The following is a 6476-nucleotide window of genomic DNA, read 5'->3' as shown; positions in this document are numbered from 1 at the left end:
CCGGGCCACGCGCTCCCCAGTCAGGCGAGCACGCGGAGGTAGCTCAGCCGGCCCTTCACCACTTCGGCTACGGCCAGCACCCCCCCGTCCGGCCCGAGCACGCGGATGCGGCCCGGCAGGGGCGGAGCCTCCAGCGGCACGCCGTGGATGACCCGGGCAGCCTCGGCCGCGCTCACCCGCAGCTCTTGCAGGTGGGACAGCGCCTCGGAGAGGGGCAGCAGCTTGCGAGCCACCGCCGCCCGGTCCTGCACCAGCGCCGGCAGGTCCGCCAGTGGCAGCGCCTGGGCCAGGATGAAGGGCCCGCTCACGGTGCGGCGCAGCGCCTCCAGGTGCGCTCCACAGCCCAGCACTCGGCCGAGATCGTACGCCAGCGTGCGGACGAAGAAGCCCTTGGAGCAGCGCACCGAGAGCCGCACCGTGTTGGAGGAGAAGTCCCGGAGCGTCAACTCATAGACAGTCACCTGGCGGCTGGCCCTCTCCACTTCCTCGCCTGCGCGGGCCAGCTCGTACAGCCTCTTCCCGGCTACCTTCACCGCCGAGTACATGGGCGGCACCTGCTCGAGGGTGCCTCGGAAGGGCGCGAGCGCCGTCTCCAGCAGGGTGGCCGTCAGGGGTGGCACCGGCGCCTCGGCCAGCACCTTGCCCTGGGCATCCTGGGTGTCCGTCTCCACGCCCAGGCGCACGGTGGCCTCGTAGGCCTTGTCGCCCTCGGTGATGAAGCCGGCCACCTTGGTGGCCTCCCCGAGACAGATCGGCAGCACTCCCGTTGCCATGGGGTCCAGGGTGCCGGTGTGCCCAGCCTTCTTCACCTTCAGCAGCGCGCGCACCTGCCGCACCACGTCGAAGGAAGTGGGCCCCGAGGGCTTGTCGATGACGAGGACACCGTCCATGGCCGACTCACATCATGGATGCCGCGAGGCGCGGTTACCAGCCCTCCTTCTCGCGGACCTCTCGCAGGAGCCGGTCGATCTTGTCTCCCTCCCCCACGGACTCGTCGAAGCTGAAGAAGATCTCGGGGGAGACGCGCAGGTTCACGGCGGACGTCACCTCGCGTCGCACGTAGCCCTTGGCGGCGTCCAACCCCTTCTGCGTCTCCTCCCGCTCCTTCTGCGTGCCAATCATCGAATAAAAGATGCGAGCCACGCGCAGGTCCGGCGACACCTTCACACCGGTGATGGTGATGAAGCCGATGCGCGGGTCTCTCAGCTCGCCGCGGGCGAGGATCTGGCCGATGGCGGCCTGGATCTCCTGGCCCACGCGCTCCGGTCGAGAATGCGTCGTCATTTCTTCTCCCAGTCCCGGGGGTTGCGCAGGTTGCGAGCGCGCGCCCGGGCTTCATCCAGCGACAAAGAGCCCCCGCCGGCGGGCGCGGGCTTGCCAACGCTCTCCCGGCCCTCGTGCCGGCGCTCCCAATCCGCCATTCCCTCGGCCTCGGCCATGGAGCGCTCCCCGCGGTTCAAGCTGGCAATCAGCTCCTCGGGGCTCAAGCCCTGCGGCTCGCCTTCCGTCTCCTCCTCGTCAGCCGCCGGGGCCTCACGCGGCAGCTCGTGGCTGAAGAGCTGGTCCCCGAAGGCCAGGATCTCCTTCTCCCGGTTCATCAGGGGGGCGATGTACATCTCCTCCACGAAGTGGATGATCTTCTCCATCTGCTCATCCACGTGGCGGCGCTCGTTGCCTATCACGGCCAGGCCGATAGAGGCCTTCTGCCAGAGGTCCTGATCTTCCACCTCGGCCACGGCGACGTTGAAGCGGGCCTTCACCCGCTCCGTCACCCTGCGGAGGACCTGGCGCTTGGCCTTGAGCGAGCCAGAGTCGGGAATCTGCAGGGTGAGGCGTGCGACACAGACGAACATGAGGGTCCCTCTGCCCGGCGGCGGCGCTTGGGCCGGCCGCCGGGGCCAACGGTGGACAGCTCCGAAGGCAGCCGAGGGCCTAGGTCAGGCTCTGCCGAGTCTCCTCGATCTCGTAGGCTTCGATGATGTCGCCGGCCTTGAGATCATTGAAGTTCTCGATGCCGATACCGCACTCGAAGCCCTGAGCCACTTCCTTGACGTCGTCCTTGAAGCGCCTGAGGGACGCCATCTTCCCGGCGAAGAGCTGCTTGTTCTCGCGCATGAGCCGCACGAAGGCGCCGCGCTTGATGACACCGTCCAGCACCGCCGCACCGGCGATGGTGCCCAGCTTCGGCACGTTGAACGTGTTGCGGACCTCGGCACGCCCCAGCTTCCGCTCGGTGCGGATGGGCTCCAGCAGCTCCTCCATGGCCGTGCGAATACCATCAATGAGCTCGTAGATGATGCTGTAGGTCTGCAGCGCGACTTCCTGAGCCTTGGCCGCGGACTCCGCGCCAGACTCCGGCTTCACGTTGAAGCCCACCACCAGGCCCTTGGAGGCGGCCGCGCGCATGACGTCCGACTCCGTGATGGCGCCCACGCCGGTGTCGATGATCTCCACTCGCACCTTGGGGCCAGTCAGCTTGGTCAAGGCCTGCTTGACGGCCTCCGCCGAGCCCTGCACGTCCGCCTTGATGACGACGCGCAGTTCCTTGGGACCGCCGCCCGCCTTGGTCTTGGCGAAGAGCTGCTCCAGCGTCTCGCGGCTGACCTTGCTGAGATCGGACGCACGCTCCTTCATGGCGCGGTGCTCGGCGATCTGCTTGGCCGCCTTCTCGTCCGCCACCACGTTGATGGCGTCACCCGCGGTGGGCACACCCGACAGGCCGATGACCTCGGCGCAGTAGCCGGGGAGCACTTCCTTCACCTGCTCGCCGCGGCTGTTGTTCATGGCGCGCACGCGGCCGTAGTGGGTGCCGGTGACGATGGCGTCGCCCAGCCGCAGCGTGCCCTCCTGCACCAGCACGGTGGCCACGGGGCCACGGCCGCGATCCAGCTTGGCCTCGATGATGGCGCCCACCGCCGGACGGCTGGGGTTGGACGTCAGCTCGAGCACCTCGGCCTGGAGGACGACGTTCTCCAGCAGCAGGTCCAGGCCCATCTTCTGCTTGGCGGACACGGGCACCATGATGGTGTCGCCGCCCCACTCCTCGGGCACCAGCTCCTGGCTGGCCAGGTCCTTCTTCACGCGGTCCGGGTTGGCGCCCGGCACGTCCATCTTGTTGATGGCGACGACGATGGGAACCTCAGCCGCCTTGGCGTGCTTGATGGCCTCCACCGTCTGGGGCATCACACCGTCATCCGCCGCAACCACCAGGATGACCACGTCCGTCACGTTGGCGCCACGGGCGCGCATGGACGTGAAGGCCTCGTGGCCCGGCGTGTCGAGGAACGTGATGTCCCCGCGCGCCGTGGTGACGCTGTAGGCGCCGATGTGCTGGGTGATGCCGCCGGCCTCGCCCGAGGCCACGTTGGCGGCGCGGATGGCGTCCAGCAGGCTCGTCTTGCCGTGGTCGACGTGGCCCATGACGGTGACGACCGGCGGGCGAGTGCGCTCGTCCTCGGGCTTGGCCACCGTCTCGGGCAGGTAGTCCTCCACCTCGAAGCCCACCCTGTCCACCTTCCAGCCGTACTCGGTGGCGATGAGCTCCGCCGTGTCGGCTTCGACCATCTGGTTGGCGGTGGCCATCTTCCCCAGGCCCATCAGCTTCTTGATGATGTCCGAGGTGCGCACACCCATGCGCTGACCCAGGTCGGACACGGAGATGCCCTCCTGGAGCTTGATGACCTTCTTCTCCTCGGCCATCTGGGTGATCTGCGTCTTGGCGCCCTTCTTCGTGGGCTTCTTCTTCTTGCCACGGATGGGGATGTTGACGCGGCCCCAGACCAGGTCCGACAGCTCCTGCTTGGAGACGGAGGTGTCGTTGGGCCCGCCCCGCTTGCGCGGCGCCTTGTCCTTGTTCTTGGAGACGTCGACGAGCTCACGGCCCCGCCCCGCGTGATCCGGGACGACCTTGAACTCGCGCACCTCGCCGATGGCCTTCTTGCCCGGCGCCATCGGGTACTGCTTCTGCTGGCCGGCGGTCGGCGTGACGCGGCGCACCTGAATGAGCGGGCGCGAGATGACGACGGCCTGCGTGGCCGTGGGCCGCAGCTGGCGCCCCTCTTGGGGGGACGACGGGGCGTGCGGCACGCCACCCACCATGGTGACGTTCTGCGGCTGGGCACTGCCCTGAGCCCCAATGGTACCCGGGGCACCGGTGGGACGCACCGGCCCCGAGCCCGGTCCACCGGGACGGCCACTGTAGCTGCCCGGTCCACCCGGACGGCCGCCGTGGCTGCCCGGTCCACCCGGACGGCCACCCATGGGACGACCGCCCTGGGACGGCCCCCCTGGCCTGCCCCCGCCTTGCGGCGGGCGGGAGATGACGGTGGCCTGCGTCCGGACCGTCGGAGGAACCGACGTACGAGGCGGAGTGGAGGGCAAGTGGGACCTCTCCTGAGTCGGGGGGCGCTGTGAAGGAGCCGCGGGCGGCGTGGCGGCCTGGGGAGCCGCAGGAGCCTCGGGCCGCGCGGCGGCCTCTGGAACCTCGACGGCGGCAGCGGGCTGGGCCGCCTTGGGAGCCTCGGAGCCGGCAGCAGGCTCGGCAGCCTTGGGAGCCTCGGAGCCGGCAGCAGCCTCTGGCTGAGCAGCCCGCGGAGCCTCGGCGGCAGCGGGCTCGGCCTGAGCCCCCGAGGGCGCCTCGGTGGCGGCAGCAGGCTCTGGCTGAGCAGCCCGCGGAGCCTCGGCGGCAGTGTCCTCAGGCTGGGCAGCCTCGGCAGCGGGCTCACCCTGGTACGCAGCGGAGGAAGACTCGGGCGCTTGTGACGCCTCCTGCCCCCCGTCCGAGTACGCCCCCGTGGGCGGGCCCACCTTGCGGCGCACCACAAAGCCCTTGGCCGTCACCGGCGGGGCCGCCTGCCTGGGCTTGCGCTTCTCCAGGATCTTCTGGACCGCAGCCGTGGCCTGATCGTCATCGAGCGAAGACGAGTGGCTCTTGACGTCGTAGCCAAGCCCCGCGAGTTCGGTGACGACCTCTTTGTTGTCGAGCTCAATGCCGTGGCCCTTGAGCTCTTTTGCGATTTCGTGAACGCGCTTCTTCGACATACGTTTTGCTTGGCCTTCTGCTCCGCCGACTCCCGAGGGCGCAGCACCCTAATCTAAAAATGTCCGCGAGTGGTCCTTAACACCCAGTCCCCTACCCCACGCTCAAGGCCCGGAGCCAGGCTCCCACGCCTGCCCGAGCTTCAACGGGTCAACCTTGCCCGCCTTCCCACGGAATGACCGCCCGAAGGCCTTCCGTTTGAGCGCCGCCGTCAGACATCCGGCACCGCAGAGGTAGGCGCCCCGTCCGGGCAACCGCCTCTCTCTGTCCACCACCACCTCCCCCTCCGGGTCCAGAGCGACCCGCGTCAACTCCCCTTGTGCCTTTCGGGCACCACAGCCCACACAGCTGCGAACAGGCCCTTCGGGGAGAGGGCCCTGCTGCGAACCGGAACGGGATCTCGGGCTCATTCCCCCTCCGGTGGTCCAGCTTACGGGGACTTGGTGACTTCCGCGCCCCCGGACACGGAGGGAGGAGGCATTCCGCGCTCGGCGTTCAGCTCGGCGCGAAGCTTGGCCTCCTCCACCAGGTAGTTCTCGGCCGCGCTCTTGAGCTGGCGGGCCTTCTTGATCCCCACGCCCGGCACGTCACCGAGCTTCTGGAGATCCTTCTCGTTGGCGATGTCCTCGACGGTCTTGTAGCCGCTGGACTGAAGCGCCTCGATCGTCTTCTCGCCCAGGCCGCGCACGCGCGCCATGCGCTCGGACTGGTTCAGCTCGTCCGGGTGACGGCGGGCCTCGGCGATGCGGGCCGCCTCGCGCTCGTGGTCCATGCGGGACAGCTCGGCCGCGTCGTCCACCATCTGCTTGCGGGCCGCCTCCTGCATGGCGGGGATGCGCGCGGGATCCAGGCCCGGGATCTGCGAGAGCACGTCAGGGCTGGCCTCGGCCACGTCCTTCGCCTGGCGGAAGCCGTGGGCGTAGAGCGTCTCGATGAGCATCTCGTTGATGCCCGGGAGGGCGCCCAGCGAGCGGTTGGCGAACTCGCGCAGCTCGCGCACGCGGCTCTCGCTGTTGATGTCCAGCTTCCAGCCGGTGAGCTGGGCCGCCAGGCGCACGTTCTGGCCGCGCCGGCCGATGGCCAGCGAGAGCTGGTCGTCCGGGACGATCATCTCCATGGCGTGGTTGGCCTCGTCGATGATGACGCGGCTGACCTCGGCGGGTGCCAGCGCCGCGCACACGAAGCGGGCCGGATCCTCGTCGTACGGGACGATGTCGATCTTCTCGCCGCGCAGCTCCTGCACCACCGCCTGCACGCGGCTGCCCTTCATGCCGACGCAGGCGCCCACCGGGTCCACGTCCGAATCCCGCGAGCTGACCGCGATCTTCGCGCGCCCGCCGGGCTCCCTCGCCGCGGCCTCGATGACGACGATGCCCTCGGCGATCTCCGGCACCTCCATCTCGAAGAGCTTGGTGAGGAGGTTGACCGAGGCGCGGGA

General features: G+C 69.2%; 6 protein-coding genes. All 6 read right to left on the bottom strand.

The features are described 5' to 3' along the window. Nucleotides 1-20: 20 nt before the first annotated feature. The gene (truB, locus tag VD972_RS39855) at nucleotides 21-890 is read right to left on the bottom strand and encodes a tRNA pseudouridine(55) synthase TruB (protein ID WP_324994290.1); all 870 of its coding nucleotides are present in this window, start codon (nucleotides 888-890) and stop codon (nucleotides 21-23) included. A gap of 34 nt (nucleotides 891-924) precedes the next feature. Then, nucleotides 925-1284: a 30S ribosome-binding factor RbfA gene (gene rbfA, locus VD972_RS39850; RefSeq protein WP_324994288.1), complete on the bottom strand. Its 360-nt coding sequence runs from the start codon at nucleotides 1282-1284 to the stop codon at nucleotides 925-927. Next, nucleotides 1281-1853 carry a DUF503 domain-containing protein gene (locus VD972_RS39845; protein ID WP_324994285.1) on the bottom strand — a complete coding sequence of 191 codons (573 nt, stop codon included), beginning with the start codon at nucleotides 1851-1853 and terminating at the stop codon, nucleotides 1281-1283. The genes rbfA and VD972_RS39845 overlap by 4 nt, the downstream gene beginning before the upstream one ends. A gap of 79 nt (nucleotides 1854-1932) precedes the next feature. Beyond that, nucleotides 1933-5040, bottom strand: a complete 3108-nt coding sequence (gene infB, locus VD972_RS39840; RefSeq protein WP_324994283.1) for a translation initiation factor IF-2 — start codon at nucleotides 5038-5040, stop codon at nucleotides 1933-1935. Between the two features lie 102 nt (nucleotides 5041-5142). After that, entirely contained in the window at nucleotides 5143-5448 is a 306-nt protein-coding gene (locus tag VD972_RS39835; protein WP_324994281.1) for a YlxR family RNase P modulator, read from the bottom strand. A 20-nt stretch (nucleotides 5449-5468) separates the two neighbouring features. Further along, nucleotides 5469-6476 (bottom strand): transcription termination/antitermination protein NusA (locus VD972_RS39830; protein WP_324994279.1); only part of this gene is annotated, 1008 nt, incomplete at its 5' end.

The organism is Hyalangium sp. (assembly GCF_035629615.1).
GTDB lineage: Bacteria > Myxococcota > Myxococcia > Myxococcales > Myxococcaceae > Hyalangium.
This window is presented reverse-complemented; position numbering and strand designations above follow the sequence as displayed.

Bases quoted from the DNA above. Each gene is read 5' to 3' on its own strand.
- truB (WP_324994290.1), bottom strand. From the start codon at position 890: ATGGACGGTGTCCTCGTCATCGACAAGCCCTCGGGGCCCACTTCCTTC.
- rbfA (WP_324994288.1), bottom strand. From the start codon at position 1,284: ATGACGACGCATTCTCGACCGGAGCGCGTGGGCCAGGAGATCCAGGCC.
- VD972_RS39845 (WP_324994285.1), bottom strand. From the start codon at position 1,853: ATGTTCGTCTGTGTCGCACGCCTCACCCTGCAGATTCCCGACTCTGGC.
- infB (WP_324994283.1), bottom strand. From the start codon at position 5,040: ATGTCGAAGAAGCGCGTTCACGAAATCGCAAAAGAGCTCAAGGGCCAC.
- VD972_RS39835 (WP_324994281.1), bottom strand. From the start codon at position 5,448: ATGAGCCCGAGATCCCGTTCCGGTTCGCAGCAGGGCCCTCTCCCCGAA.